Origin of the sequence: Dactylosporangium sp. NPDC051484 (genome assembly GCF_040689395.1) — a bacterium.
Classification (GTDB): domain Bacteria; phylum Actinomycetota; class Actinomycetes; order Mycobacteriales; family Micromonosporaceae; genus Dactylosporangium.
The window spans coordinates 19,903-44,377 of the sequence record NZ_JBFAZX010000010.1 but is presented as its reverse complement, the minus strand read 5'-3'; the positions used below and the strand labels follow the sequence as shown (position 1 = coordinate 44,377).

Sequence of the window (24,475 nt, the reverse complement as noted above, 5' to 3'; positions counted from 1 at the left end):
GCCACTACCGTCCGGCCCCGCGCACCGCGACGTCATCGGTATCGGCCGCGTCGCGGCGGGTCCGCGGGGTGGTGGGCACGGCGCGGGGCGGCAGCCATCGCACGACGCGGCGGCGCACGCGCAGCGCGGCGAGCACCACGGCCCGGGCCGGCGCGGGTGGCGTTCGCAGCCCCACGGCGGCGCGCGTGCCCGGGGCGAGCAGGGTCGCGATGAGCGGGCGGACGAGCGGGCGCAGCCACGGGCGGACGCGGGCGCGGGCCATCGCCAGGGTGCGCTCGCTGCACACGCGGCCGGCCGGGGTGTAGGCGAAGCCAGCCTCGCAGCGCTGCAGGTAGGCGGCCAGCCCGGCGTAGTCGCCCGGCAGGTCCGGGGCGCCCATGCGGCGGCCCAGTTCGGCGTAGAAGGTGACGATCGCGGTGCGCTCGGGCGGGGTGAGGCGGCGCCCAGCCCGGATCCAGGCCGGCGATGTGATCCATGATCTCGAAGCGGCGCACGCCGCCGAGGATAGGAAAGCGAGGCTACTTCGTCTTTGTGATGGACGTGGCGGTGACCGAGCCGTCGGCGGTCTGCCCCTGGACGGTGACCGTGGCGCCCGCCGTCAGGTCCTTCAGCGCACCGGGCGTCGAAACCGTCGTCTTGTCACTGGTCTTCACGATGACCGTGGCGCCGTCCGGGGTCTCGATGTACACCGTGGTGCCGTCGACGAGCTTGACCGTGCCGGTGACGCCACTGCGGGTGCCGCCGCCCCCGGTGCCGTTGCCGCCGCCCGGGAAGCCTTGACCGCTGCCGCGGTTGGCGAAGGCGCTCGCCAGGGCGGCCGGGTTGGCACCGCCGGGAACGGTCGCGGCCGGTGCGGTGCCGTAGCTCTTCTGCACCTGGGCGCCCCCGACGAAGCCGATGACCACGAGCGCCAGGCCGGCCAGGACGTACGTGGCGCGATTGGCCAGGCGCCGGGGTGCGGCCTTCGAGATCCGGTCGTTGAGGTCGTCGTCGAGCGCCGGATTCGCGAGCAGATCCGACTCATCCGACTCCTCCGAAATGTCCGAGAAACCCGGCACCACGGGCAGCGTCTCCGTGTCCGCATCGGCGTCCGCGTGCGGCGCACGGCCATACGGGGAGATGTCGTCGGACAGGTGCGCGTCGGCGTCCGCGTGCTGCGGACGGCCGTACGGGGAGATGTCGTCCGACGGGTGCGCTTCCGCACGGCGGAAGGGCGAAGCGGCGTGGGTCACGGAAAACTCCTCGTCGACTGCCGCGCGGGTGGGACCGGGCTGCGGCGCCCGCGGGGAGTCGGGCACCGCAGCCAGGACCCGCCCGCACGGAGGCTGGTGTCACTCATAACGAAGGGCCTCGATGGGGCGCAGTCCCGCCGCCCGGCTGGCCGGGTAGCTACCGAAGAACAGGCCGATCGCCACCGAGAAGCCCAGCGCGAGGGCGACCGAGCTCGGCACGATGACCGGCTTGATGCTGACGATCGTGAACTGGCTGCCGATGATCGCGGCGAGCACGCCGAGCAGACCGCCGAGGACCGAGAGCACCGTGGCCTCCACCAGGAACTGGGTGAGGATGGTGCGCTTCGGGGCGCCGAGCGCCTTGCGGATGCCGATCTCACGGGTCCGCTCGGTCACCGTCACCATCATGATGTTGGTGATGCCGATCCCGCCGACCAGGAGGCTGATCCCGGCGACGGCCCCGAGCAGCAGCGTGAACGTCTGCGCGGTGTTCGCCCGGGTCTCGAGCAGCTGCGACTGATTGAGGATTCGGTACGCGGAGGTCGTCGCCGAGCCGCTGACGTTGAGCTTCTCGTTGAGGATCGCCGTGATCTCCGCCTGCGCCTCGGCGACCGCGTCCGGCGAGGTGGCCTGCACGAGGAGCTGATTGAGCGAGCCGTACCCGGTCAGCGACTCCTGCACCGCGCTCACCGGCGCCATGGCCACGTCGTTGGGGTCGTTGAAGCCGCTGCCGCCCTTCTCGGCGAGCACCCCGACGACCGTGAAGAGCTTGCCGGAGACGGTGATCTGCTTGGACAGCGGGTCGACGGTGCCGAAGAGCTCCTCGGCGACGGTCGAGCCGATCACGACGACCTTGCGGGACTCCTTGACGTCGTCGTCGGTGAACAGCGCACCCTTGGCGATCTTGAAGTTGGACGCGCCGACATATCCGGGATAGGTACCGACGAACTGCGTGATGGTGTGGTCGGTGCCCTCGTAGGTCGCCGACTGCGACCCGCTGACCACCGGCGACACGCTCTTGACGTGCGGCGCCTCGTCCTTGTCCTGCAGCGCCGGCACGAGGTCCATGCTCAGCGCGGTGTTCTGCGTCGAGGCGGCCCCCCGAGCCCCGCCGCCGGCGCCGGCCGTCACGGTCAGCGTGTTGGTGCCCAGCGACTCGATCTGCTTCTGCACCGCCTGCGCGGAGCCGTTGCCGACCGCGACGAGCAGGATGACGGCCGCCACGCCGATGAGGATGCCCAGCACGGTGAGGCTGGAGCGGAGCTTGTTCGAGGTGATCGCGCGCAGCGCGAAGCGGACGGTCTCGAAGATGTTCACTTCAGCCGCTCATCCTGGACGATGCGTCCGTCGACCAGCCTGATCAGTCGCTTCGCGCGCTCCGCGACGTCCGGCTCGTGGGTGATCAGCACGATGGTCCGGCCCGAGTGGCTGAGCCGGTCGAACACGGCCAGCACGTCGTTGGTGGACTGGGTATCGAGGTTGCCGGTCGGCTCGTCGGCAAGCACCAGGGCCGGCGCGGTGACCAGCGCCCGGGCGACCGCGACGCGCTGCTGCTGGCCGCCGGAGAGCTGGTTGGGCTCGTGGTCCTCGCGCTCGGCCAGGCCGACCATGCCCAGCGCCGCCCGGGCCCTGCGGCGCCGCTCGGCCGCCTTCACGCCGGCGTAGGCGAGCGGCAGCTCCACGTTGGCCAGCGCGGTGGTGCGGGCGATGAGGTTGAACGCCTGGAACACGAACCCGATCCGCCGGTTGCGCACCAGGGCGAGCTGGCGGTCGGTGAGCCGGCTGACGTCGACGCCGTCGAGGAGATACCGTCCGGTCGTCGGGATGTCGAGGCAACCCAGGATGTTCATCAGCGTCGACTTGCCGGAGCCGGACGAGCCCATGATCGCGACGTAGTCGCCGCGCTCGACGGTGAGCGTCACGCCCCGCAGGGCGTGCACCTCGGTCTCGCCCTGCCCGTAGATCTTCTTGACGTCGCGGATGTCGAGCACCGGCCGCACGGCCGGCCCCGGCCAGGCATCCGCCTCGGCGATCATCTGGATGCTCACGTCAGTTGCCCCTACGGACCACGCCGCCACCACCGGGGAAGTTGCCGCCGCCGCCCGGGAAGTTGCCGCCGCCGGGGAACTGCTGGGTGTTGGGGCCCGTGGTCGACGTGGTCGTCCTCGTGGTGATCACGACCTGGTCGCCGGCCTGCAGCCCCGACTTGACCTCCACGAAGCCGCCGCCGGTGATGCCGACCTCGACCTGCCGCTCCTCGTTCTGCCCGTTGACCCGCACCGTGACCGTGCGCTGGCCGCCGGCGGTGCGCAGCGCCGTGCTCGGGATACGCAACACGTCCTGCGCCTCGGCGACCGTCACGACCGCGGTCGTGCTCTGCCCCAGCCGTACCCCGTCGGGAAGGGAGTCCAGCGTGATCACCACCGCGTAGGAGTTGACGTTGTTACTGGTCGTGGCAGTGGGCGAGATGGTGCTGACCTTGCCCGTCGCCCGCGTGCCGCTCAGCGCGCTCCACGTGATGCCGGCGGTCTGGCCGGCCTTGAGCTTGGTCGCGTCCGCCTCGGCGAAACTCGCGTCGATCTGCAGCTTCGACAGGTCCGCCAGCTGGATGAAGCCGCTGCCGGAGCCCGAGCTGGAACTGGAGCCGGACGCGGGGTTGTTGCCGCCCCCACCACCCGACGAGGACGAGCCGGACGACGACGAGCCGACCGCGCCGTTGACGGCGGTGACGGTGCCGGCGATCGGCGCCGTCAGCACCGTGCCGTTGACCGTCGCCTGCGCCGAGGAGACGTTGGCCTGCGCGGTGGCGACCTGCGCGTCCGCGGAGGCGATCGTGGCGTCGTCGGCGTTGTTGTTGCGATCGCGGGTCAGCGCGGCCTTCGCGGCGTTGAGATTGGCCTTCGCGGTGTCCAGCGCGGCCTGCGCGGCGGCCGGGTCGACCTTCGCCAGCGTCTGGCCCTTGGTGACGACATCGCCGACCTTCACGTCGACCTCGGTCACGGTGCCGGAGGTGGTGAAGTTGGCGTTGGCCGTGGAGGCGCTCGCCACCGAGCCGGACGCGGAGACGGTCTGCGAGACCGTGCCCTGCGTGACGGCGACGAGGCGGGTGCGCTCGGTGGTCGTCCCCGTGTCCGCGCTGGCGGCCGGTCCGCTGATGATCTGGTACGCCCAGAAGGCGCCGCCGGCCGCGACGAGCACGAGCACGGCGTTCACGAGGGTCACGGAGTTGAGCCGTGGCCGACTCGGAGACGGCAGCGACAAACGCATGAGGGGAATCGTCGTGGGCGTCGCTCGGAGCGACCCTCAGCGAACCTCGGAGTTCCCTCGGAATCCGGTTGCCCGCATTTCAACGGATTCGTCCGTGGCGTCACCGAGTTCGATGTCCGCCTCGTCGGCGGCGTAGTCCTCCTCCTCGTCACCGTCGTCGAACTCCGGCATGTCGAGGGCGGGCAGCAGCACGCGGAACGTCGCACCCTGCCCGGGCGCGGTCCACAGCTCGACGCGCCCGCGGTGCGCTTGCACGATCGAGGCGACGATCGACAGCCCGAGGCCGGCGCCGCCGGTCCGCCGCGAGCGGGAGCTCTCCGCGCGGTACAGCCGCTCGAAGACGCGCACCGCGTCCTCCGGCCGCATCCCGGGTCCGGTGTCGGTGACCTCGATGGCGCCCAGCGGGACATCGCCGGACAGCGGGGCGCCGACCGTTGCGATCGGCAGCATCTTCGCCGGCCCGGCCCGCCCGACCCGCACCACGATCCGGGTGTCCTCCGGCGTGTGCTGCAGCGCGTTGCTGATCAGGTTGGCCACGACCTGGCGCAGGCGCGCCTCGTCGCCCTCCACGGTCACCGGCTCGAAGGTCACCGAGCGCTCGTCGAGCGCGGCGAGTTGCACAAACCGGGTCGGCACCCGCACGTGCGCGTCGCGCACCGAGTCGGCGGCGACGGCGAGCAGGTCGACGGGGTGCTGCTGCAGCGGGCGCTCCTCGTCGAGCCGGGCCAGGGTCAGCAGGTCGTTGACGAGCAGGCGCATCCGGCTGACCTCGGCGTCGATGCACTCCATCGCCTCGTCGAGGGCCGGGCCCGGCGGGGCGCCGCCCCGGCGGTACAACTCGGCGAACCCCTGAACGCTGGTGAGCGGCGTCCGCAGCTCGTGCGCGGCGTCGGCGAGGAACTGCCGGAGCCGCCGCTGCGACGCGGCGCTCTCGTCGACCGCCCCCTCGATGCGGGTCATCATCGTGTTGAGCGCGATGCCGAGCCGCCCCGACTCGGTGTGCGGATCGGCGTCGTCGACGCGCCGGGACAGGTTGCCGGCGGCGATGTCGGCCGCGGCCTCCTCCATCCGGGTCAGTGGCGCCAGCCCGACGCGCACCAGCGTCGCGGTGGCGAGGCCGACGAGGATCAGCAGCGCCGCGCTGATCCCGGAGGTGTACTGGACCATCTGCTCCCGCGTCGCCCCGACGTCGGCGAGGGAGATGGCGAACGCCAAGTAGCCGGTCCCGTTCGGCGACGCGAAGACCCGGACCCGCCACTGCGCCTTCGGCCCGTCGACGGTGAACGGCTCGGGGCGCGCCGCGCGCTCCTTGATGTCGCCGAACAGCCTGGGGTCGACCAACGGTGTCTCGCCGTTCTCCAGCCCGCCGTCGGCGTTGAAGCGGTAGATCTGGAAGTCGGGGCCGGGTGAGAACACGCCCTCGGGCCGCTTGTTCTGCGTCGCGCCGCTGGACGGCCGCCCGCGCGGCGAAACCATGAGCTGCTGGTCGACGCGCTGCATGAGGTACCAATTGAGCAGCAGCACGCCGATGACATTGGCGACGATCAGGGCTACCGCGGCGATCGACACGACGGAGACGACGATCCTGGTGCGGACCGTCCATTGTCTCCAGGGCCGCAGTGAGGGCCGCGTCGTCACGCCTCGGGTCTCGGCAATCGCAGCGCGTAGCCGACTCCGCGCACGGTGTGGATCAGCGGCGGGTCCCACTTGTCGATCTTGCGACGCAGGTAGTACACGTAGGACTCGACGATCCGGCCGTCGCCGCCGAAGTCGTAGTTCCAGACGCGGTCGAGAATCTGCGCCTTGCTGACCACGCGGCCGGCGTTGGTCAGCAGATATCGCAGCAGGTTGAACTCGGTCGGCGACAGGTCCACGCGGTGGCCGCCGCGGTGCACCTCGTGGGCGTCCTCGTCCATCTCCAGGTCGGCGTAGCGCAGCACCCCGCCGTCGACGAGCTGCTGCTGCTCGCCCAGGCTGCGCCGCAGGATCGCGCGGATCCGCAGCACGACCTCCTCGAGGCTGAACGGCTTGGCGACGTAGTCGTCGGCGCCGACCGTGAGCCCGGAGATGCGATCCTCGACCGAGTCCCGCGCGGTCAGGAACAGCACCGGCACCGGCCGGCCGCTGGTGCGCAGCCGCTGCGCGACCTCGAAGCCGTCCAGGTCGGGCATCATCACGTCGAGCACGACGAGGTCCGGGCCGTACTCCGCGGCCGCCGCCAGCGCCTCGCGCCCGCCGGTCGCGACCCGCACCTCGAAGCCGGTCAGCCGCAGCGTGGCCGACAGCAAGGCGCGGATGCTCGCCTCATCGTCGACGACGAGGACCTTCGGCTGGCGTTCGGTCGCCTGGGACACGGTTACAGGCATCGGCTCCATCGTCACTGACCCGCCGTCAGGATCTCGTCGCCTTGGGCAAGTCCGCTCTTGATCTCGGTGTTGACGTCGCCGCGCAGCCCGGTCTCGACGGCCCGCTCCTCGTCCCTGCCGTTGACCCGCACCGTCACGTAGCCGTTGTGCACGGCGGTCGAGGGCACCGACAGCACGTCGCCTGCGGACGCGGTGACTACAGCGACAGTAGCGCTCTGGCCGTACAGGAGCGTATCGGGCACCTTGTCGAAGGAGATCAGGGCCGTGTACCGCACGAGGCGGTTGGACACCGTGCCGGCGGGATCGATCTGCATGACCTTCCCGTCGTACTTCGTGCTGACGTCGTCCGGCAGCGTGATCGTCGCGGTCTGGCCGACCCGCAGGTGGGCCACCTCGGCCTCGGTGAACTGCGCCTTGACGACCACGTCACCGGCGCCGGCCAGCGTGATGACGCTGGAGCCGGCCTGGCTGCCGACGGTGCCGCTGACCGCGAGGATCTTGCCGCCGACGGGCGCCGTGATGACGGTGCCGGCGAGCTTGGCGTTGGCCTGGGTCAGGCTGAGCCGGGCGTTGTTGAGCCGCTGCTGGGCGTTCGTCAGGTTGTCGCTGGTCGACTGGATCTGGTTGGCCCGGTTCTGCGCGGTGTTCTGGGTGCCGGAGCCGCCCTGGGTCCCGCTCCCCCCGCCCTGCGCAGTGCCGCCCTGCACGGTGCCCGGCTGCGTGCCGCCGCTCTTGGTGCCACCGCCCGGCGTGGTGCTGGCGGCGGGACGGGAGATGGCGGTCGACGGCGTCGGGCTTGCGGTGGGCGCGCCGAGCGCGGTGTCGTGCGCCTGCTGGGCGCGGACCAGCGCGTCCTGGGCGCTGGAGACGTTCTGTGTGGCCTGGTCGACCACGTCCTGCGCGGACGAGGCGTCGATCTTCGCGAGCACCGCCCCCTCGGTGACCACGTCGCCGGGCTTGACGTTGAGCTCGGTGAGCGTGCCGTTCGACGTGAAGCCGAGGCTGCGGCTCACCTGCGCCTGCACCGCGCCGGAGGCGGACACCGTGCTGGTCACCTGACCACGCGCCACCTTCACCGTGCTGATCTTCACCGGTGCCGGCTTGTCATCGCCGGTCAGCACGACCGCCGTCACGGCCGCGGCCGCGAGCACGGCGGTGCCTCCAGCCAGCCACCAGACCTTCATGGCTCAGTAGTTCAGCCGGTTCTCCTCCCGGCTACCTAGGCCGGACCTCAAAGTTCGCTGAGAGCCGGCGGCAGGGTGGGCGGTCGGGTGGGCGGCCGGGCAATTCACCGCATACCCCGGCGGATCACCCCCGCCGGTTGTGAGGCAATTTTGAGGTTCGGTCGACTTCGCGTCGAGGTTCGCGCCGTTGCATCACACGGGTGATGAACAAGCGGATCGGCGGCGCCGCACTCGCGCTCGCCGCGGTGGCCCTCTTCGCCGCCGCCTGCGGCTCCTCCGACGACAAGGCCCCGGCCGCCGCGGGTGCGTCCGGCGGCAGCGGCTACGCGTCGTGCTTGCGCGACAACGGCGTCGACCTCCCGCAGTTCAACGCGTCGAACCGCCCGACGGTCCGCCCGTCCGGTCATCGCTCTGGCCAGGCGCGCCCGTCCGGCGCGCCACGCCCGTCGGGCGACAGCACCTTCCGCGGCGGCCCCGGCGGCTTCTACGGCTCGGTCGCCCCGAGCGGCGTCGACCAGCAGACCTGGGAGAAGGCACAGAAGGCGTGTGAGTCGCTGCGCCCGACGGCGTTCCCGGGCGGCGGCAACGGTGGCGGGGGTGGCCGCGACGCGGCGTACCGTAACTGCCTCAACGAGCACGGCGTCACCGTGACCGGCCCGACGGACCAGCTGGACACCGCGGACGCAAAGGTCGAAGCGGCGATGCAGGTGTGCGCGCCGCTGAAGCCGAGCCCGCGCCCGTCGGCCTCCTGACCCGGCGCTGATGTGACCGGGCTTCTTGACTCGGGCGTTCGTGCTCCGCGCCTGCGCTCGTCTCAGTCGCCCGCCCGGTCGGTCGCCGGACCCGACGGGCCACTCCGTCGGGTCACTGCGCCCGGCGACCGCCCGGGCGGGCCCTCACACTCGACGGTCCGGCTTCCCGGCGGGTCACCGGGAAGCCGGACCGCCGGCGGGCGGCCCGCACCACGATCTTGGCCATAGGTCAAAGAGCGATAAGGCATGCAGGCTTAACTCCCGGGTGCGTCGGCGTCGCACCCTCTGTGCGCCGATCTCGCGGCCGCAACCAGGCCTGATCCGGACATCGTGGGAGTGTCGGGATGCCGCGGTCGCGAGATCGGTGCCGGAAATGCGTGTCACTCCGCGTGGCGGGTCGTTGCGCACGGCATGGAAGCGCTGGACACCTTCTCGCGGACGTTCCCGCCGGCCACAGCGCTGGCGAAGCTATCGGGCAGCATGGTCGCGCGGCACGTCCACGTGCTGCGCCGCTGCGCCGGGGACCGCGACGCGGTCGCCGTCGTAGCCCGCTGCACCACGCGAGGGCGGCGCCGCAACGTGCTGATGCTGACCCGCGGCCGGCTGGTCGTCACGAGCGAATCCGCGGTACTGCGCCGCGTGAGCCTCCACCTCAACGCCGACCTGCACCAGCTCGCCGACGTCACTTGGACGCCCGAGCCCGACCGCACCGGCATCCAGCTCGGCCTCACCGCGATCGACGGGGTGCGCGAGAACTTCTGGGTGCGCCTGTGCGGTACCGCCGAGATGTGGCGCCTCGACGAGGTCCTCCGGCAGGCGTTCCGCACGCCGTGGGGCGTGATGGAGCCGGCTCGCCAGACCGTCCGGCACGTGACGGCCCGCCCCGAGCTCCGCCTGGTATAGATCCAGCGCTCCTTATGTCAGGTTTGCCGCACGGGAGCCGAGGTAGTTGGGCCAGTCGGCCCGATTCCGAGGAGGTACCCGATGAGACGCTCGCGGATAGGCTTACTTTGCGGCGCGGTGGCACTGACGTTCGTCGGCGCATTACCGCCCGCAGCGGCGGTGGCACAACCCACCCCAACCCCCGCAACCACGCCGGAAGCGCCATCCCACCACGACATGCTCCAGGGTGTGCTGCACGGCGAGGGGATCGTGCAGACCACGAAGGGGCCGGTCCGGGTGGCCATGCAGCGGGGCGCGGCGACGAACCTGACGTCCACGGCGGTGACGGTCAAGTCGTCGGACGGCTTCACGCGGACGTGGACGCTGAACAACGGCGTCAGGGTGTATGACAAGCGGCACACGCTGCAGCCGGGCGCGCTGAAGACAGGCGCCCAGTTGTCCGTGGCCGGCACCGCGCCGGTGAGCGGCGGGCAGCCCGGTGGGTCCCCGGCCGCCGCCACGTTCACCGCGAAGTGGATCGTGGTCCAATCGGCGTAACGACGGCTCACAAGACGAGCCGAACACGAAGCCCGGCGATCACGGTCGCCGGGCTTCTCGGATGTTTCGATCTAGCCGCGCAACTCGGCGACGCAGCACTTCACGCTGCCGCCGCCCTTCTTGAGCTCCGTGAGCTCCACCGGTACCGGCGTGTAGCCCGCCTCCCGCAGCCGCGCCGCGAGCGCCGTCGCCTCGCCGCTCAGCACCACGTTGCGGCCGTCGGAGACGAGGTTGAGGCCGAACGCGAGCGTGTCGTCCTCGGTGGCGATGATCGCCGACGGGAACAACTGCCGCAGCACACGGCGCGACGACTCGGAGAACGCGCCCGGGTAGTACGCGATGTTCTCGTCGTCCAGCGGCGCGAGCGCCACGTCGAGGTGATAGAAGCGCGGGTCGACCAGTCGCAGCGAGACCACCGGCCGGCCCAGCGCCTCCTGAGCCTCGGCGTGCGCGGCGACCTCGGTGCGGAAGCCGTGGCCGGCCAGCACCAGTCCGCCGAGCGCCGCGGGCAGGTAGGTGAAGTCGCCCTCGCCTTCGTTGGTCTCGCCTGGCGTGACGAACCGCCAGCCGAGCGTGTCGTAGAAGCGACGATGGGCGGCGGCCTCGGCCGTGCGCTGCGGGTACTTGAACCGCGCGCCGTACACGACGCCGTCGACCGAGAACGCGCCGTTGGCCGCGTAGACCATGTCCGGCAGGCCGATCTCCGGCGTCAGCACGTGGACCTCATGGCCGAGGCGGAGCAGCGTCTCACGCAGGCCCTCCCACTGCTTCACCGCCAGCTCGGTGTCCACCGCAGTGTTGGTGTCCATCCAGGGATTGATCGCGTACTCCACCACGAAGTGCTCGGGTGGCGACATCAGGTACGACCGCGTCACGACATCAAACGGTAGATACCCTGTGGTGCGCAAAACAGCGAGAATAGTTGCTTTCGAGGAGGGATTCGTTGCGACTCGACGCGCTTGATCAGCGAATCATTGCGCTTTTGCAGGAGGACGCCCGTTCTTCGTATGCGGAGATCGGCGAGAAGGTCGCGCTGTCCGCCCCGGCGGTCAAGCGGCGCGTCGACCGGCTCCGATCCAGCGGAGTGATCCGCGGCTATACGGCCCTCATCGACCCCGGCGCGGTCGGATGGACCACCGAGGCGTTCGTCGAGCTGTTCTGCACCGGCCGCACCTCGCCGCAGCAGATCCGCGCGGCGGCCAAGCGCCACCCGGCGGTCGTGGGGGCCTACACGGTCTCCGGCGAGGCCGACGCGCTCGTCCACCTGCGGGCGATGGACATGGCCGGGCTGGAGGAGGCGCTGGAGAAGCTGCGCGCCGAGCCGTTCGTGACCTCCACGCGCAGCATGATCGTCCTGTCCCGGCTGGTGGAGACCCTCGCACCGCGAATGCTTACAGACTCGGGAGCGGCGGTGACCCCACCGCCGCCGCCTGCCTGATGCTTCCTTGTCTTAGAGATACATCCCGGTGCGCTCGCTGTCGCCGGTGATGGCCTGCTTCGGCTTGTCGCCCTCGCCGAAGAACCGCTTCCCGCCGAACTCGCCGTGCAGCCGGTCGTCGAGCTCGTCGGCCAGCCCGGTCATCACCTGCACGGCGAGCATGAGGTGCGTGGCCTGAAAGTCGCGCCCGAACACCGGGACGCTGGCCCAGACGGTGTCGTTGGTGCAATACAGCCGGCCGATCGGCATCCGGTTGGTCAGCTCGGACAGCTTCACGTAAAGCCGCTCGGTCGGCTCGACCTCCGTGAGGATCGGCGAGAACACGTCGACCAGCGGCGGGTTGTCGCGCACGCGCACGAACACCATCGCCGAGCCGGACCGGATGCCGATGTCCCCGTCGGGGTCGATCGGCAGCTCTTCGGGCGTGGTCTTCATCAGCCGGGCGACGACGGTGATGACCTTGTCATACAGCGCGAGGTCCTCGGTCTGCTCCGCGAGCTCGGCGAGGGCGTCGTCCGTCCCGGGCTGGACCGCGTCGACGACCCCGTCCCCGTCGGCGTCGACCAGCGACGCGATCGACCGCGCGACCCCGAGGGCCGGCACCGCAGCGACCCGCCCCTCGCCGTCGTGCGCCAGGTAGGTGAGAAACGCCGGGTGCGGCGCGCCGTAGATGTCCCGCAGGGTGCGGGTGATCAGGCGGCTCAGCTGCGCCGAGTCGCCCTTGCCGACCCGCAGCCCGAACGACTCCCCCGACCCGGCCACGACCCCCGGCGGAGACCAGCCGAGCGCCACGATCTCCGCGATGACGTTGCGGTCGAGCCGATACGCGGCGGGCAGGTCCGCGTTGCTCACCGCGGTCGCCGCGAGCTGATCGCCGTCCTCGCCGGTCACCTGGATCGAGTACACCGCATCGCCGGTGCCCGAGGCGGTGGGGTCCAGGGTCAGGTCGAGCGTGGTGCCGGCCGAGAGGTCGCGCAGCCCGTCCACGAGGTGCCGCGCGAAGTCCCGCCAGGCCTCAGCGACCTTCTCCTTAAGGTTGCCGCCCGCGGGGTCCTCGTCATCGAACAACGCGTTTTCAAACGACGCGGCGTCGTCCCGCTCACCAGCCATGATCGCCTCCCTATCCCCCGCCATCACCCTATCCAGAGTCGATCGCTCACTCGGAAGGGGTGGCCAGCCGGCTCAGCTCCTCCCGCGAACGCTGCAGGTCCGCCCCGCGCCCCACGGCCACCCCCAGCAGGAACGCCGTCAGCGGCGCCCCCGGCCGGGCGACGTTGTGCGCCACGTCCCGGGCAAGGTCGAGCACCGCCGCCCGAGCCGCCGCGTCGGGCGCCTCGACCCCGAGCACGCCGGCGGCCTCGACCAGCCAGCGCTCCAGCACGTCGTCACTCACTCGCGTCCATCCTTCGCAGATCTTCCTCGGTATCGCAGTCGAAGTAGGGCGGCTGCGGCCGTTCCCACCGCACTTCCCGCACATCGAGCCCCGCGACGAGCGCGCGCAGCGAGGCCCCTTCCACCACGCCGTGCCGGGCGATCGTCTCCGCCAGGGCGGAGGTCCGCCAGACGCCGCACAGCAGCTGCCGCCGCCCCTCCCCGTCGAGGAACACCGCCCCCTCGACGCCGCCCTCGTCCACGGCCCGCGCCAGCATCTCGATGCTCTTGCCCGTAAGCAGCGGCAGATCCGCCGCGAGCAGGGCCACCAACCGGGGAACAACGGCCCGATCGCCCCGAGGTGGCACAGGACGCACCAGGGCACCGAGCTCCGCGAGCCCGGCAGCGGCCGCGGCGACGGGCCCGCCCCCGGCCGGCTCCTCCCGCACGACCCGCACGTCGCCGGGCAGCCCCTCCCGCCCCGGCCCGACGACGACCCGGGGCGCCGCGCCCACCTCGGTCACCGCGGCCAGCACGCGGTGGAGCATCGGCACCCCGCCGACGGCCACCATCGGCTTGTCCCGGCCGCCGAGCCGTCGCGCCCGCCCACCCGCGAGAATCACTGCCGCGAGTCGCGCGGGCGCCGGGTCCAGGTGGCCGTCGCGCACATGCAGAACCTACCGTCGAGCGGAAACCGAAACACGCTCCGGCAGAAGGGCGGCACCATGGGCCGCGTCACGCAACGCCGCACCATCGTCCGCGTCACCATCACCCCGCCCCCCGCAACGCCAGCACCGCAAAACGAACCACTCACAACACCCAGCAAAACGGACACAGCGCCCGGTCAAGCACGAGCCGAACCGCACGCCGCAACGCCCGCCGCCCACGGCGGGACGCACGCGGTGGTTGTGCAGACGCGGGTCGGGCCCGACTCGCTCGCCGCGGAGGAGCCACTCGAGATCCGCGTCGGAGGTCCGCTCGCGGTCACCATGCGCACGCCCGGGGACGACCTCGACCTGGCCATCGGCTTCCTGCTCACCGAGGGCGTCATCCGGCGGACCTCGGACGTGCTCACGGCCAAGCTGTGCTCCGGCGACGAGGAGCCCAACTCATACAACGTCGTGGACGTCAGGCTCGACCCCGGCGTGCCGGCGCCGGACGGCGGGCCGGCGGCCCGGAACTTCTACACCACCTCCTCCTGCGGGGTCTGCGGCAAGGCGAGCATCGAGGCGGTGCGCACCCGGTCGACGTTCGACGTCGGCGCCGACCCGGTCACCGTGGCGCCCGCCGTGCTCGCCGCGCTGCCCGACGCCCTGCGCCGCAGGCAGCGCGCGTTCGATACGACCGGCGGGCTGCACGCGGCGGGCCTGTTCACCCCGGACGGCGACCTGGTCTGCCTGCGCGAGGACGTGGGCAGGCACAACGCGGTCGACAAGGTCGTCGGCTGGGCGGTGCGCCACGAGCGCCTCCCCCTCGCCGGCCACGTGCTGATGGTGAGCGGCCGAACGAGCTTCGAGCTCTGCCAGAAGGCGTGGATGGCCGGCATCCCGGTGCTCGCCGCGGTGTCCGCGCCGAGCACGCTCGCCGTCGACCTGGCGACCGAGGCCGGCCTCACCCTGGTCGGCTTCCTGCGCGGCCCGACCTTCAACGTCTACTCCGGCGCGCATCGCGTCCAGGGTGTCCAGGCTGCCCCGCCCGACCGCCTCCTCCCGACGGCCCGCCCCGCTCCGGCCCATTGAGCCGCTCCCCCGCGTTGCCCGGCCCGCAGTCCCCGACCGGTCCCGTTGCCGGGCCGGCGTCCGGGCCCGGCGCCTCGCGGCGGTCGGGAGCGGCGCGGCCGGGGCGGGTCGGCAGGGTGCCGCGGCCAGGGCGGGCCGCGGAGCGACGCGGCCTTCCCGGCGGGCGGCGCCGTCGGTCCCGCGAGATGGCCGGCACCTGCGCCGGGGACAGGCCGCGGCCCAGGATCTCCGCCATCAGGCCAGCGGCGGAGTAGTCCGGATCGGCGTCCAGCGCCCGGTCGAGCGCGATCGACGCGTGCAGGCCGTTGCCGTCGCGCCAGCTCAGGTAGGACAACAGCGTCGCCGCCGGCGCCACCGAGCACGGCTCGCAGCGGCGCACCAGATCGGTCCACAGCAGGCGGTGGTGCTCCGCGCCGGCGCCGCCGCGGCGCACGTCCCGGTCGAGGCGCTCCCAGACGCGGTCACGGAAGGCGACCACGTGCAGCAGGACCTGCAGCCACGCCACCTCGTCGTCGGTCAGCCGGCGGCCCGCGGCGTAGCGGGCGAGCGCCGCCTCGAGCGCGGCCCGGCCCGCGCCCACCACGGCCGCGCGGACGCCGGCGGCGTCGCGGCCGGTGACCAGGCGCAGGACGCGCAGGTTGGCGCGGTTGCCGGCCTCTTCCATGGCCGCGAGTGCCGGGCCGGTCGGGCCCGCGAACCGGGCCGCCACCGCGTCGCGGTCGGGCAGCGCGACGAGCCCGGCGAGCGTGGCCTCCGCGGCAACGATCGACGTCTCGGGGTCGAACGGCCGGCCCTCTGGCGGGCAGCAGCCCGGCGCGTCGCACAGCAGCGACCAGTAGCGGCCGTCGTGCGTGCGCAGCATGTCGAGGATGACGATGCCGCAGCCGGCCAGCGCGGCGCCGACCGCCCGCAGGAACGGCTCGGCCCGGCCGGGTGGGCCGTATCCGATCAGCAGGGCGCCGTCGATGCCGTTGCTGCGGAAGAGGTGGGCGTAGTGCTCGGCCAGGACCGCACCCGCGTCGCCGTCGTCGGGCAGGTCGCCGCGCAGCTGCAGGTGCAGCCCCGAGCCGCGCAGGCCGAGGGCGACGAGGCTGTCGGAGGGGTGGAAGCCCATGAGATAGGGCATGGCCGAGAGGAGTTCGGCAGGGCCGCGCAGGCGCATTCGGGAAGCCATGCACATCAGCCTGGCGGCGATCCGGCCGCGGGTGAACGACGAATTTCGGCTGTGGATAACCGGGAGAATCCATCCACAGCCCTGGCGGGATGGGCGGCGAGCTGCTAGTCGGGCCGAACCGTCAGTATCGGAATCGAAGATCATGCAGGTCGATGCCGTCCTGCCAGACCGAACCCTTCCGATTGAGGTCGATCGCCAGGGTCACGCGGGCCAGCGCGTCATACCCCGCCGCGTGCAGACACCGGATCGCGTCCCGGTTTCGCGCCGCCGGTGAGATGCTCAGCTGCCCCAGCCCCCGCCGCCGGGCCTGATCCGCCACGTGCGAAAGCAGCGCCCGCCCGATCCCGCAGCCGCGCCGCGCCGACGCGACGACCAGCGGCTCCACCTGCCCCGCGCGCCCGTCCAGCAGCAGCCCCACCATGCCGACCACGAGGTGGTCGGCGTCCGAGGCCACCCACATCCCTGACAGGTCGAGCCGCGTGAGGTACTCCTCGAACGCCGCCCCCGAGTCGTCGTTCGACGTCGCCCCGTAGAGCCCGGCGTTCGCCGCGGTCATCTCCGCCCACAGCTGGCGGCACTCCCGATGGTCGGGCGGGCGGTACGCCCGGATGGTGAGGGCCGACACCTCGGAGGCCGGTGACGCCTGAGTGGTCATAACTCATAGTTACCCCGCCGGCGCCGCCACAACACCCACATCGCCGGATTGCTACCCGGCCCGATTCGCGACTTTTGCTACATCGCGCACTGCGGAACACAAAGTTTCGGCCACACCCGACCGAGCGTTAACATGAATACAGCTCGCAGCTACGACGAAGGGACGGCCGGTCGGGGCCGTCCCTTCGCTGTTGCCACACGGTTCAGAATCGCCCCGAGCCGGCGGGGCGGAGATCCGGGTTACGGAAGGCGGAATTCGCCGTCCTCGTCGACCGCGGCGATGAAGGTGTTCCATTCCGCGCGGGTGAAACGCACCAGACCCGCGTCCGGGGCGTTGGAGTTGCGGACCTCGACGACGCCGTCGACGAACCGTGCTTCGACGCACTGTCCGTTGTTACCGCTCCGGGTGGGCTTGTGCCACCGCTCGTTCAGCGCAGCCATCTGCGCACTCCTTCGGGTCAGGGCCGGGCTCAGTGCACGGAATCCTCGATCAGTTTGATCGACTCAAACGGGCTGAGCGCGGCAGCTCGCAGATTCTCGAACACGTCGTGATACCGCTGCACATCGTCGGCGGCCGGATAGATGTCGCCGGCCATGGCCTCGGCATACACGACGCTTGGTGCATCTTGGAACCTGAGGATCGCGAAGGATCCAGCCATGCCGGCATATGCCCCTCCGGAGAAGGGCAGGATCTGGACCGTCACGTTCCTCGCCCGGCCCATGTCGGCCAGGTGCTTGAGCTGCGACCGCATGACGTCGGGTCCGCCGATGCTGCGCCGGATGACGCTTTCGTCGAGGACCGCGATGAGCTGCAATGGTTGGCTGGGGCGGGTGAGCAGGTTCTGCCGCTCACGGCGGGCCTTGACGTGCGCCTCCACGGCGTCCTCGGACTCCCCGGGCGAGGCGGCGAGCAGCGCCCGCGTGTACTCCTCGGTCTGCAGCATGCCGGGCACCACGAGCGCCTCGTAGTCGCGCATCTCGATGGCGTTGTACTCCAGCCCGATGTACCGGGAGTAGCTCGCCGGGAGGTCGCCGTAGCGGGCGAACCAGCCGCGCGTCTTTCCCTCCTTCGCCAGGACGACCAATGTGTCGATCAGTTCCTGGTCGTGAACCCCGTAAATCTCAAGGAGGCGCTCCAGCGTGCTGCGCCGGATGCCGACCTTCCCGCCTTCCATCCTGCTGACCGTGCTGGGGGAGCAATCCAATTGCAGCCCTACGTCCTCCGTCGTTAGCCGCGCACGCTCACGCAAGTCGCGCAGCTGCTTGCCCAACTGGAATCTGGGGAACGTGGGGCTGTGGGCGCTGGACACCGCTCACCTCCATTACTCAAGACGAGTGTGTCCGTTACCGGGTTAGTACGCAAGCGCCCCAAGCTTCTGAGCGAAAGGCTTGCTCTACTCAACTTCGCCATGACGTATTGCCGCCCGAAACCTGCATGTGCACTCTGGACGCGTCAGATACCTCCCGGCCGGAGGGAGATCAGTGGTGTTCGAGGACGACACGCTCCTGCTCGAAGGCGCACCACGGCTCTTCGGCATTGTCGCCGATCCACTCGACGATGACCACCCGCAGGTCGTCGCCTGGGGCCACGAACTGCCCGATCAGGCCGTGCTCACCTGGCGCCTCGGCAACGGCAAGACCGAGGTGGCCGTGTTCCGATCGGCCGAGGCGGCACTCGCCACAGCGCAGCAGCTCTACACTTCGCGCCTGCTCTGGACCGCACCCGCGGCACAGGGCGTCTGACGGAGCGTCAATGGCTGCCATCTACGACCATGCGGTCACGGACGCGCGGCGCCGCGTCGAACGGCACCGGCCCGTTCGCGGCCGGCACGGCGCGAGTTGCGCGGCGGGGTGCGGACAATGGCCGTGCATGCCGTTCACGACCGCATGGGCGCTCGCCACGCGCAACTCCAACACGCGGGCCGGACGGTAGCCCTGAAACGCCGGATCGGCCGCCCGGACATGACCGGTCGACCGACCACGATGGATACCGTTCCCCCAAGGCGCCGGGCCGTTGCCAGGCGACCGCCGGCGGCGCAGGAGCAGGCATTCGGACCAACGCGACGTACCGCAGGACAAGCTGCCCGACTTGGGGGATTTTTCGGGATTAGCGCGACGGTGAGCCGGGGACTCCATAGTGTCGATCGACACGCCTTCTGCGATGCTGGACACACACCGGCAACGGCGCCGTAGCCTCCGCATACCCTGCGAGGCAGAGCCCGGGGCCGGCTCCCGGCATGACACGGTCATGCCCAAGCGCGACGCGCCGACCCCACCGGGTCGCCGCGTAGCAGCCACCCCCGCTGCGCGGCAGGGTCACCCCCGCTGCCGACGCGAGAGACGACAGGGAGATACGGATGGCGAAGGGCGAAGTAAAGGCCCGGACACGCACGACACGGGCTGCGCCTGAACCCGCGTTCGTGCAGCTACTCACCCCCGAGGGCGATCGTGTCGAACACCCCGACTACACGGTCGACTTCACCGACGAGGAGTATCGCTCGCTGTACCACGACCTCGTCGTGGTCCGGAAGCTCGACGCCGAGGCGACCGCCCTGCAGCGCCAGGGCGAGCTGGGCATCTGGGCCAGCCTGCTCGGCCAGGAGGCGGCCCAGGTGGGCTCGGGCCGTGCGCTACGGGCGCAGGACATGGCCTTCCCGACGTACCGCGAACACGGCGTCCTCTACTGCCGCGGCATCGACCCGATCATGCCGCTGAGGCTGTTCCGCGGGGTCGACCAGGGCGCCTGGGACCCCAACGAGTTCAAGTTCAACATGTACACGATCGTCATCGGCGCGCAGACGCTGCACGCAACCGGCTACGCGATGGGCGTGGTCAAGGACGGCAAGGTCGGCTCCGACGACGGCGAGGCCGTGATCGCGTATTTCGGCGACGGCGCCACCAGCCAGGGCGACGTCAACGAGGCCTTCATCTGGGCGTCGGTGTTCAACTCGCCGCTGGTGTTCTTCTGCCAGAACAACCAGTACGCGATCTCCGAGCCGCTGGAGCGCCAGACCCGCGTGCCGCTCTACCACCGGGCCAGCGGTTTCGGCTTCCCCGGCCTGCGCGTCGACGGCAACGACGTGCTCGCCTGCTACGCGGTCACGCGCAAGGCGCTCGACGACGCGCGGCACGGCCAGGGCCCGTCGTTCATCGAGGCCTACACCTACCGCATGGGCGCGCACACCACCTCCGACGACCCGACCCGCTACCGCATCGCGAGCGAGGTCGAGGCCTGGCAGGCCAAGGACCCGATCAAGCGGCTCCGCACGTTCCTGACCAAGCAGGGCATGGCGAAGGACGACTACTTCGACGCCATCGACGAGGAGGCCCGCGTGGCCGCCGTCAGCCTGCGCGAGCGGGTGCTCAACATGCCCAACCCCGACCCGTCGACGCTGTTCGACCATGTGTACCCGCACGGCTCCCCCGAGCTCGCGCAGCAGAAGGAACAGTTCGCCAAGTACCTTGCGTCGTTCTCGGCTTCCGAGGGGAGTGGGCACTGATGACCGCCGCGGAGAACCTCACCCTCGGCAAGGCGCTCAATACCGCCCTGCGCCGGGCGATGGAGCGCGACCCGAAGGTGCTCATCATGGGCGAGGACGTCGGCAAGCTCGGCGGCGTCTTCCGCATCACCGACGGGCTGCAGAAGGACTTCGGCGACGACCGGGTCATCGACACCCCGCTGGCCGAGTCCGGCATCATCGGCACCGCGGTCGGCCTCGCCATCCGCGGATACCGGCCGGTCTGCGAGATCCAGTTCGACGGCTTCGTCTACCCCGCGTATGACCAGATCGTGTCGCAGGTGGCGAAGCTGCACTATCGCTCCCAGGGCAAGGTCAGCCTGCCGATCGTCATCCGGATCCCGTTCGGCGGCGGCATCGGCGCGGTCGAGCACCACTCGGAGTCGCCGGAGGCCTACTTCGCGCACACGGCCGGCCTCAAGGTCGTCTCGTGCGCCAACCCCGACGACGCGTACTGGATGATGCAGCAGTCGATCGAGTCCGACGACCCGATCATCTTCCTGGAGCCCAAGCGCCGCTACTGGGAAAAGGGCCCGGTCAACGTCGACAGCGCGAGCCTGCCGCTGCACGCCTCCCGCGTCGCCCGGCCCGGCACCGACGTCACCGTGCTCGCCTACGGCCCGATGGTGCGCACCGCGCTCGACGCCGCCACCGCCGCGGAGGAGGACGGCCGCTCGCTGGAGGTCATCGACCTGCGCACGCTCTCGCCGCTGGACATGCGCCCGGTGTACGACTCGGTGCGCCGCACCGGCCGTGTGGTCGTCGTCCACGAGGCCCCCGGCAACCTTGGCCTCGGCGCCGAGGTCGCGGCCCGGATCACCGAGGAGTGCTTCTACTCGCTCGAGGCCCCGGTCCTGCGGGTCACCGGCTTCGACACGCCCTACCCGGCCGCGCGCCTGGAGGAGGAGTATCTTCCGGACCTCGACCGGGTGCTCGACGCCGTCGACCGCACGTTCGGGTTCTAGGGGGACGCACGGATGACCAGGGTCAAGGAGTTCAACCTGCCCGACCTCGGCGAGGGCCTCACCGAGGGCGAGATCCTCAAGTGGCTGGTCGGCGAGGGCGACACGATCACGCTCAACCAGCCGATCGTCGAGGTGGAGACCGCGAAGGCCGCGGTCGAGATCCCGGCGAAGTGGGCCGGCAAGGTCACCAGGATCTTCCATCCCGAGGGCACCATGGTCGAGGTCGGCCAGCCGATCATCGCGATCGACACCGACCCGGGCGCGGGCGACCTGCCCACCCCCTCCGCCGCGTCGCTCGCCGCCGTCGAGGTGGCCGGCGACGCACCGGTCGAGCCCGGCCTGATCGGGGGTCCCGCCCCGGGCGGCCGCACCGCCGTCCTGGTGGGTTACGGCCCCAAGACGACCGTGGCCAAGCGCCGCCCGCGGGCCGAGTCGGCGTCCGCGCCGGTTCAGCGGCCCCCGGTCGTACCGCATGAGCCGGCAACGCCGCCGCCCCCGCCCACCCCGGAGCCGCCCCCGGCACCGGCCCCGGCGGCGGTCCCGCGCAACGGGGCCGTCCTGGCCAAGCCGCCGGTGCGCAAGCTGGCCCGGGACCTCGGCGTCGACCTGGTCGGCATCGAAGGCACCGGCCCCGGCGGCTCGATCACCCGCGACGACGTGCTGGGCGCGAAGTCGGCGCCACCCGCCGCCGCGCCGGCGCGCGTCCCCGGCGAGCGCGAGGAGCGCATCCCCGTCAAGGGCGTGCGCAAACTGACCGCCGAGAACATGGTGGCCAGCGCGTTCACCGCGCCGCACGTGACCGAGTTCCTCACGGTCGACGTCACGCGGTCGATGAAGGCGCTGGAGCGGCTCAAGGGCATGCCCGGCTGGACCGACGTGCGCATCTCGCCGCTGCTCATGGTGGCCAAGGCCGTGTTGGTGGCGCTGCGCCGGCACCCGATGGTCAACTCGACGTGGGCGGGCGACGAGATCGTCGTCAAGCGCTACGTCAACCTCGGCATCGCCGCCGCCACCCAGCGCGGGCTGATCGTGCCGAACATCAAGGACGCCCAGCAGCTGACCACCCGGGAACTGGCCGACGCCATGACCGCGCTCGTCGGCACGGCCCGGGAGGGCAAGACTCCTCCCGCGGACATGACCGGCGGCACGTTCACGATCACCAGTGTCGGCGTCTTCGGCGTGGACTCCGGGACCCCGATCCTGCCCCCGGGCGAGTCGGCGATCCTGGCCTTCGGCGCCGTACGCGAACAGCCCTGGGTCCACAAGGGCAAGATCAAGATTCGCCAGGTGACGACGCTGGGCCTGTCCTTCGACCACCGCGTCATCGACGGCGAGCTGGGCTCCAAGTTCCTGCGCGACGTCGGCGCGTTCCTGAAGGACCCGGAAGGCGCCCTGCTGGCCTGGGCCTGAGCAGGCCAATCCGCCCTCAGTGGCCCCGTGCTCCGGCACGGGGCCACTGTCGTATGACCGACGAACAGGGCGTTTAGGCCCCGAACAGCCTACGAATCATCGGCCGGTGTGCCGTATCACTTCATATTCGCTGGCTTTGGGTCTCCGCGTGGACGTGTAATGGATGCGAAATCAAGTCGTCCTTACACCGAACCCCGCAGGAGCCGACCGTGAGCACCTTCCTCGAGCGCTACAGGGCCCGCCGCAACGCCGCCCGCCGCCTGGAGGCCATCGAGCGCGCCATCGCCAAGAGCCCGTCCAGCGCCCTCCGCGACGAACTCCACGCCATGATCAACCGTGACTAGTCGCGGGGTTTGCCCCGAAAGACCTCTTCCGAACCGCCCCGGTCCGCCCCCTCCCCGGACCGGGGCGGTTTTTCATGCATTGCCCGGCCCTGCTTTGCTTTCACAAACCGACGAACCTCGGTACCGGCTCTGCCATGGCCGTCCCCGGTCGGCTACGGTCGCAAGGGTCTGACCAGAAGGGGTCTGACCAACAGGAGGCACGCATGACGTCCGACCAGCAGCACCCGTCCGAGCAGCCGGACGAGAGTGCGGCGAGCACGCCGCCGGTCGGCTGGGCGCCGGCCGTCCGCGCGAAGGCGTCGGTCCCCGTCCCGTCCTCCCCGGCCTACCCCCAGCTCACGACGCCAGAGGACGACGCCGACGATCTGTCCGCCCGCCCCGGCCCGTTCCCACCGGCCGGCCCGTTGCCGCCCCGTGTGCCGCAGATGCCGCCGGGAGCACCCACCTCCGGCCCGGGCGCGTCAGGCAAGGCCTCCGTGCCCGGCCAGTTCGGCCAAGCGCAGCCGCCAGGCCCGGTCGGCAGCTTCCCCGGCTTCACCCCGGCGACGCCCGCCGCCCCACCGCCGCCAACCTCGGAGCCGAGCTCCTGGGCCGCGACGTCTGCTCCCGAGCCGAGCTCCTGGGCCGCGACGCCCGCCCCCGAGCCGAGCTCCTGGGCCGCGACGCCCGCCCCCGAGCCGAGCTCCTGGGCCGCGACGCCCGCCCCGACCCAAGCCACGCCGCCCCAGTTCGCCCCGTCCTCCGGCGCCGGCGCACCCGGCGCACCGGTCTCGGGCACCGCGCGCGGCTCCTTTGGCAGCGCCCAGGTCCCGCCACCCCGCGACGGCGCATGGATCCCCTCCGGCTCCGACCATGTCCCGAGCGGCAGCGCCCAAGTTCCGGGCGCCCACTTCCCCGGTGGCAGCGCCCAGGTTCCGGGCGCTCAGTTCCCCGGCGGCAGCGCGCAGGTTCCGCCCGGCGGCCAGTTCCCGCCGCCTTCCGGCAGCGCCTCGGTTCCGACGGGCTCCGCGCAGGTGCCCGGCCCGGCCGCGCCCGGCGTGCCCGTCCCGCCGGAGTCCGGCCAGCCGCCCCGCACATACCAGGCCCGCGCCCAGGTCTCCGTCCCGCCCGCGCCCGGCTACCCCACCTCGGCCCCGCCCGCCGGCGGGTACCCGTCCTCCGCCCCGCCCGCTTCCGGCCCCGCAGGGGTCTACCCGTCCTCGGCGCCGCCCGCATCCGGCTTTGCTGGGGCACACCACTCCGCCGTGCCGCCCGCATCCGGCTCCGCGGGGGTCTACCCGTCGTCCGTGCCTCCGTCGAGCGCGCCGCCGTTCGGCGGGCCGGCCGCCGGGTCGGCGCCCGTGAGCGGGGCCGGCACCGGGATCTACCAGTCGTCTACGCCGCCGGGAGCCAGCGCATATCCGGGCTCGGCACCGCTGGCAGCCGGCGGATATCCAAGTTCGGCGCCGCCGGGAGCTGGCGGATATCCAGGCTCGGCACCGCTGGCAGCCGACGGGTATCCAGGCTCGGCACCGCCGGCAGGCGGCGGGTATCCAGGCTCGGCACCGCCGGCAGGCGGCGGGTATCCAGGCTCGGCACCGCCGGCAGGCGGCGGGTATCCAGGCTCGGCACCGCCGGCAGG

27 protein-coding genes and 1 pseudogene are annotated in these 24,475 nt (G+C 71.6%); 10 read left to right on the top strand and 18 right to left on the bottom strand.

Going from position 1 to position 24,475, the window contains the following annotated elements; genetic code table 11:
- Positions 1-4: 4 nt before the first annotated feature.
- The 8 genes and pseudogenes from AB0367_RS18815 to AB0367_RS18780 form a co-directional block, all read right to left on the bottom strand.
- Positions 5-475: pseudogene (locus AB0367_RS18815) on the bottom strand (oxygenase MpaB family protein); the annotation flags it as partial.
- A gap of 43 nt (positions 476-518) precedes the next feature.
- Positions 519-1,232 carry a hypothetical protein gene (locus tag AB0367_RS18810; RefSeq protein WP_366227607.1) on the bottom strand — a complete coding sequence of 238 codons (714 nt, stop codon included), beginning with the start codon at positions 1,230-1,232 and terminating at the stop codon, positions 519-521.
- Positions 1,233-1,331: 99 nt separating this feature from the next.
- Positions 1,332-2,549, bottom strand: coding sequence for an ABC transporter permease (locus AB0367_RS18805; protein ID WP_366227606.1), 1,218 nt, complete (start codon positions 2,547-2,549; stop codon positions 1,332-1,334).
- Complete coding sequence (locus tag AB0367_RS18800) at positions 2,546-3,268, bottom strand: ABC transporter ATP-binding protein (protein WP_366227751.1); 723 nt, start codon at positions 3,266-3,268, stop codon at positions 2,546-2,548. The genes AB0367_RS18805 and AB0367_RS18800 overlap by 4 nt, the downstream gene beginning before the upstream one ends.
- A 13-nt stretch (positions 3,269-3,281) precedes the next feature.
- The gene (locus AB0367_RS18795; RefSeq protein WP_366227605.1) at positions 3,282-4,454 is read right to left on the bottom strand and encodes an efflux RND transporter periplasmic adaptor subunit; all 1,173 of its coding nucleotides are present in this window, start codon (positions 4,452-4,454) and stop codon (positions 3,282-3,284) included.
- 81 nt (positions 4,455-4,535) lie between these two features.
- Positions 4,536-6,137, bottom strand: a complete 1,602-nt coding sequence (locus AB0367_RS18790) for a HAMP domain-containing sensor histidine kinase (RefSeq protein ID WP_366227604.1) — start codon at positions 6,135-6,137, stop codon at positions 4,536-4,538.
- Positions 6,134-6,865: a response regulator transcription factor gene (locus AB0367_RS18785; protein ID WP_366227603.1), complete on the bottom strand. Its 732-nt coding sequence runs from the start codon at positions 6,863-6,865 to the stop codon at positions 6,134-6,136. Before AB0367_RS18785 ends, AB0367_RS18790 begins: the two co-directional genes overlap by 4 nt.
- A gap of 11 nt (positions 6,866-6,876) precedes the next feature.
- On the bottom strand, positions 6,877-8,049 hold the full coding sequence (locus AB0367_RS18780) for an HlyD family efflux transporter periplasmic adaptor subunit (protein ID WP_366227602.1): 1,173 nt from the start codon (positions 8,047-8,049) through the stop codon (positions 6,877-6,879).
- 203 nt (positions 8,050-8,252) lie between these two features.
- Here AB0367_RS18780 and AB0367_RS18775 point away from each other — a divergent pair, with 203 nt between their 5' ends.
- The 3 genes from AB0367_RS18775 to AB0367_RS18765 all read left to right on the top strand — a co-directional run bounded on the left by AB0367_RS18775 (position 8,253) and on the right by AB0367_RS18765 (position 10,241).
- Positions 8,253-8,801 (top strand): hypothetical protein, encoded by a 549-nt coding sequence (locus tag AB0367_RS18775; RefSeq protein WP_366227601.1) that lies wholly within the window; start codon positions 8,253-8,255, stop codon positions 8,799-8,801.
- A 411-nt stretch (positions 8,802-9,212) separates the two neighbouring features.
- Entirely contained in the window at positions 9,213-9,704 is a 492-nt protein-coding gene (locus AB0367_RS18770) for a hypothetical protein (protein WP_366227600.1), read from the top strand.
- Between the two features lie 216 nt (positions 9,705-9,920).
- Positions 9,921-10,241, top strand: a complete 321-nt coding sequence (locus AB0367_RS18765) for a hypothetical protein (RefSeq protein WP_366227599.1) — start codon at positions 9,921-9,923, stop codon at positions 10,239-10,241.
- A gap of 71 nt (positions 10,242-10,312) precedes the next feature.
- Here the strand turns inward: AB0367_RS18765 and ddaH are convergent, their stop codons facing one another.
- Positions 10,313-11,116, bottom strand: coding sequence for a dimethylargininase (gene ddaH, locus AB0367_RS18760; protein WP_366227598.1), 804 nt, complete (start codon positions 11,114-11,116; stop codon positions 10,313-10,315).
- Between the two features lie 68 nt (positions 11,117-11,184).
- Between ddaH and AB0367_RS18755 the strand changes: the two genes are divergently transcribed.
- Positions 11,185-11,679 carry an Lrp/AsnC family transcriptional regulator gene (locus AB0367_RS18755; protein ID WP_366227597.1) on the top strand — a complete coding sequence of 165 codons (495 nt, stop codon included), beginning with the start codon at positions 11,185-11,187 and terminating at the stop codon, positions 11,677-11,679.
- Positions 11,680-11,691: 12 nt separating this feature from the next.
- On the opposite strand, the gene AB0367_RS18750 is transcribed toward AB0367_RS18755, so the two are convergent.
- The 3 genes from AB0367_RS18750 to AB0367_RS18740 are packed head-to-tail and all read right to left on the bottom strand — an operon-like array spanning position 11,692 to position 13,718.
- Positions 11,692-12,789 carry a hypothetical protein gene (locus AB0367_RS18750; protein ID WP_366227596.1) on the bottom strand — a complete coding sequence of 366 codons (1,098 nt, stop codon included), beginning with the start codon at positions 12,787-12,789 and terminating at the stop codon, positions 11,692-11,694.
- Positions 12,790-12,835: 46 nt separating this feature from the next.
- Positions 12,836-13,072 (bottom strand): DUF6457 domain-containing protein, encoded by a 237-nt coding sequence (locus tag AB0367_RS18745; RefSeq protein WP_366227595.1) that lies wholly within the window; start codon positions 13,070-13,072, stop codon positions 12,836-12,838.
- Positions 13,065-13,718, bottom strand: a complete 654-nt coding sequence (locus AB0367_RS18740; RefSeq protein WP_366227594.1) for an NTP transferase domain-containing protein — start codon at positions 13,716-13,718, stop codon at positions 13,065-13,067. Before AB0367_RS18740 ends, AB0367_RS18745 begins: the two co-directional genes overlap by 8 nt.
- A gap of 234 nt (positions 13,719-13,952) precedes the next feature.
- Here AB0367_RS18740 and fdhD point away from each other — a divergent pair, with 234 nt between their 5' ends.
- On the top strand, positions 13,953-14,789 hold the full coding sequence (fdhD, locus tag AB0367_RS18735) for a formate dehydrogenase accessory sulfurtransferase FdhD (protein WP_366227593.1): 837 nt from the start codon (positions 13,953-13,955) through the stop codon (positions 14,787-14,789).
- On the opposite strand, the gene AB0367_RS18730 is transcribed toward fdhD, so the two are convergent.
- The 4 genes from AB0367_RS18730 to AB0367_RS18715 all read right to left on the bottom strand — a co-directional run bounded on the left by AB0367_RS18730 (position 14,695) and on the right by AB0367_RS18715 (position 17,927).
- Complete coding sequence (locus tag AB0367_RS18730; protein WP_366227592.1) at positions 14,695-15,963, bottom strand: DUF4192 domain-containing protein; 1,269 nt, start codon at positions 15,961-15,963, stop codon at positions 14,695-14,697. The two genes, fdhD and AB0367_RS18730, sit on opposite strands and share 95 nt — an antisense overlap.
- Positions 15,964-16,084: 121 nt before the next feature.
- Positions 16,085-16,618: a GNAT family N-acetyltransferase gene (locus tag AB0367_RS18725; protein ID WP_366227591.1), complete on the bottom strand. Its 534-nt coding sequence runs from the start codon at positions 16,616-16,618 to the stop codon at positions 16,085-16,087.
- Positions 16,619-16,857: 239 nt separating this feature from the next.
- The gene (locus tag AB0367_RS18720; RefSeq protein ID WP_366227590.1) at positions 16,858-17,058 is read right to left on the bottom strand and encodes a DUF397 domain-containing protein; all 201 of its coding nucleotides are present in this window, start codon (positions 17,056-17,058) and stop codon (positions 16,858-16,860) included.
- A 29-nt stretch (positions 17,059-17,087) separates the two neighbouring features.
- On the bottom strand, positions 17,088-17,927 hold the full coding sequence (locus AB0367_RS18715; RefSeq protein WP_366227589.1) for a helix-turn-helix transcriptional regulator: 840 nt from the start codon (positions 17,925-17,927) through the stop codon (positions 17,088-17,090).
- 175 nt (positions 17,928-18,102) lie between these two features.
- On the opposite strand from AB0367_RS18715, the gene AB0367_RS18710 reads away from it, so the two are divergent.
- From AB0367_RS18710 to AB0367_RS18690, 5 genes are all read left to right on the top strand, one after another.
- Positions 18,103-18,360, top strand: a complete 258-nt coding sequence (locus AB0367_RS18710; RefSeq protein ID WP_366227588.1) for a hypothetical protein — start codon at positions 18,103-18,105, stop codon at positions 18,358-18,360.
- 614 nt (positions 18,361-18,974) lie between these two features.
- Entirely contained in the window at positions 18,975-20,117 is a 1,143-nt protein-coding gene (gene pdhA, locus AB0367_RS18705) for a pyruvate dehydrogenase (acetyl-transferring) E1 component subunit alpha (protein WP_366227587.1), read from the top strand.
- Positions 20,117-21,100, top strand: a complete 984-nt coding sequence (locus AB0367_RS18700; RefSeq protein WP_366227586.1) for an alpha-ketoacid dehydrogenase subunit beta — start codon at positions 20,117-20,119, stop codon at positions 21,098-21,100. Before pdhA ends, AB0367_RS18700 begins: the two co-directional genes overlap by 1 nt.
- A 12-nt stretch (positions 21,101-21,112) precedes the next feature.
- A complete protein-coding gene (locus AB0367_RS18695; RefSeq protein WP_366227585.1) occupies positions 21,113-22,510 on the top strand; it encodes a dihydrolipoamide acetyltransferase family protein in 1,398 nt (465 codons plus the stop codon).
- Between the two features lie 209 nt (positions 22,511-22,719).
- Positions 22,720-22,854 carry a hypothetical protein gene (locus AB0367_RS18690; RefSeq protein WP_366227584.1) on the top strand — a complete coding sequence of 45 codons (135 nt, stop codon included), beginning with the start codon at positions 22,720-22,722 and terminating at the stop codon, positions 22,852-22,854.
- A gap of 325 nt (positions 22,855-23,179) precedes the next feature.
- On the opposite strand, the gene AB0367_RS18685 is transcribed toward AB0367_RS18690, so the two are convergent.
- Entirely contained in the window at positions 23,180-23,632 is a 453-nt protein-coding gene (locus AB0367_RS18685) for a hypothetical protein (RefSeq protein ID WP_366227583.1), read from the bottom strand.
- Between the two features lie 596 nt (positions 23,633-24,228).
- Positions 24,229-24,475 (bottom strand): hypothetical protein (locus tag AB0367_RS18680; RefSeq protein ID WP_366227582.1); only part of this gene is annotated, 247 nt, incomplete at its 5' end.

Bases quoted from the DNA above. Each gene is read 5' to 3' on its own strand.
- AB0367_RS18780 (WP_366227602.1), bottom strand. From the start codon at position 8,049: ATGAAGGTCTGGTGGCTGGCTGGAGGCACCGCCGTGCTCGCGGCCGCG.
- AB0367_RS18765 (WP_366227599.1), top strand. From the start codon at position 9,921: ATGCTCCAGGGTGTGCTGCACGGCGAGGGGATCGTGCAGACCACGAAG.
- AB0367_RS18785 (WP_366227603.1), bottom strand. From the start codon at position 6,865: ATGCCTGTAACCGTGTCCCAGGCGACCGAACGCCAGCCGAAGGTCCTC.
- AB0367_RS18695 (WP_366227585.1), top strand. From the start codon at position 21,113: ATGACCAGGGTCAAGGAGTTCAACCTGCCCGACCTCGGCGAGGGCCTC.
- AB0367_RS18770 (WP_366227600.1), top strand. From the start codon at position 9,213: ATGGAAGCGCTGGACACCTTCTCGCGGACGTTCCCGCCGGCCACAGCG.
- AB0367_RS18720 (WP_366227590.1), bottom strand. From the start codon at position 17,058: ATGGCTGCGCTGAACGAGCGGTGGCACAAGCCCACCCGGAGCGGTAAC.
- AB0367_RS18725 (WP_366227591.1), bottom strand. From the start codon at position 16,618: ATGACCACTCAGGCGTCACCGGCCTCCGAGGTGTCGGCCCTCACCATC.
- AB0367_RS18700 (WP_366227586.1), top strand. From the start codon at position 20,117: ATGACCGCCGCGGAGAACCTCACCCTCGGCAAGGCGCTCAATACCGCC.
- AB0367_RS18730 (WP_366227592.1), bottom strand. From the start codon at position 15,963: ATGGCTTCCCGAATGCGCCTGCGCGGCCCTGCCGAACTCCTCTCGGCC.
- AB0367_RS18775 (WP_366227601.1), top strand. From the start codon at position 8,253: ATGAACAAGCGGATCGGCGGCGCCGCACTCGCGCTCGCCGCGGTGGCC.
- AB0367_RS18800 (WP_366227751.1), bottom strand. From the start codon at position 3,268: ATGATCGCCGAGGCGGATGCCTGGCCGGGGCCGGCCGTGCGGCCGGTG.
- AB0367_RS18750 (WP_366227596.1), bottom strand. From the start codon at position 12,789: ATGGCTGGTGAGCGGGACGACGCCGCGTCGTTTGAAAACGCGTTGTTC.
- pdhA (WP_366227587.1), top strand. From the start codon at position 18,975: ATGGCGAAGGGCGAAGTAAAGGCCCGGACACGCACGACACGGGCTGCG.